Annotated in this window: 2 rRNA genes (1 of these 2 only partly in view); both read right to left on the bottom strand. The window is 57.3% G+C overall.

The window, feature by feature from the left end:
- A 5S ribosomal RNA gene (rrf, locus tag ACZ6D7_RS47280) occupies window positions 1–117 on the bottom strand.
- A gap of 89 nt (window positions 118–206) precedes the next feature.
- Window positions 207–2,034 (bottom strand): 23S ribosomal RNA (locus ACZ6D7_RS47285); it runs 1,369 nt beyond the window's last position.

Below are 2,034 nucleotides of genomic sequence, written 5' to 3' on the forward strand. Positions count from 1 at the left end.
GTTCGGCGGTGTCCTACTCTCCCACAGGGTCCCCCCTGCAGTACCATCGGCGCTGTAAGGCTTAGCTTCCGGGTTCGGAATGTAACCGGGCGTTTCCCTCACGCTATGACCACCGAAACACTATGAAACTGTCCAGCCGCACCACGCCGTGACCAGGCATGGGGCTGTTCGTGGTTTCAGAACCAACACAGTGGACGCGAGCAACTGAGGACAAGCCCTCGGCCTATTAGTACCGGTCACCTCCACACGTTACCGTGCTTCCAGATCCGGCCTATCAACCCAGTCGTCTACTGGGAGCCTTACCCCATCAAGTGGGTGGGAATACTCATCTCGAAGCAGGCTTCCCGCTTAGATGCTTTCAGCGGTTATCCCTCCCGAACGTAGCCAACCAGCCATGCCCTTGGCAGAACAACTGGCACACCAGAGGTTCGTCCGTCCCGGTCCTCTCGTACTAGGGACAGCCCTTCTCAATATTCCTGCGCGCGCAGCGGATAGGGACCGAACTGTCTCACGACGTTCTAAACCCAGCTCGCGTACCGCTTTAATGGGCGAACAGCCCAACCCTTGGGACCGACTCCAGCCCCAGGATGCGACGAGCCGACATCGAGGTGCCAAACCATCCCGTCGATATGGACTCTTGGGGAAGATCAGCCTGTTATCCCCGGGGTACCTTTTATCCGTTGAGCGACGGCGCTTCCACAAGCCACCGCCGGATCACTAGTCCCGACTTTCGTCCCTGCTCGACCCGTCGGTCTCACAGTCAAGCTCCCTTGTGCACTTACACTCAACACCTGATTGCCAACCAGGCTGAGGGAACCTTTGGGCGCCTCCGTTACTCTTTAGGAGGCAACCGCCCCAGTTAAACTACCCATCAGACACTGTCCCTGATCCGGATCACGGACCCAGGTTAGACATCCAGCACGACCAGAGTGGTATTTCAACGACGACTCCACAACCACTGGCGTGGCCGCTTCAAAGTCTCCCACCTATCCTACACAAGCCGAACCGAACACCAATATCAAACTGTAGTAAAGGTCCCGGGGTCTTTCCGTCCTGCTGCGCGAAACGAGCATCTTTACTCGTAGTGCAATTTCACCGGGCCTATGGTTGAGACAGTCGAGAAGTCGTTACGCCATTCGTGCAGGTCGGAACTTACCCGACAAGGAATTTCGCTACCTTAGGATGGTTATAGTTACCACCGCCGTTTACTGGCGCTTAAGTTCTCAGCTTCGCCCACCCGAAAGTGAGCTAACCGGTCCCCTTAACGTTCCAGCACCGGGCAGGCGTCAGTCCGTATACATCGCCTTACGGCTTCGCACGGACCTGTGTTTTTAGTAAACAGTCGCTTCTCGCTGGTCTCTGCGGCCACCCCCAGCTCGAGCAGCAAGTGCTCTCACCAGACGTGGCCCCCCTTCTCCCGAAGTTACGGGGGCATTTTGCCGAGTTCCTTAACCATAGTTCACCCGAACGCCTCGGTATTCTCTACCTGACCACCTGAGTCGGTTTAGGGTACGGGCCGCCATGAAACTCGCTAGAGGCTTTTCTCGACAGCATAGGATCATCCACTTCACCACAATCGGCTCGGCATCAGGTCTCAGCCTTGATGTGCGACGGATTTGCCTATCGCACGGCCTACACCCTTACCCCGGGACAACCACCGCCCGGGCTGGACTACCTTCCTGCGTCACCCCATCACTCACCTACTACAAGTCTGGTCCGTCGGCTCCACCACTTTCCATTCCCCGAAGGGTCCGGAACGGCTTCACGGACTTAGCATCGCCTGGTTCGATGTTTGACGCTTCACAGCGGGTACCGGAATATCAACCGGTTATCCATCGACTACGCCTGTCGGCCTCGCCTTAGGTCCCGACTTACCCTGGGCAGATCAGCTTGACCCAGGAACCCTTAGTCAATCGGCGCAAACGTTTCTCACGTTTGTATCGCTACTCATGCCTGCATTCTCACTCGTGAACCGTCCACCACTGCCTTCCGGCGCGGCTTCACCCGGCACACGACGCTCCCCTACCCATCCAC

The organism is Streptomyces sp. NPDC041784, assembly GCF_055591025.1.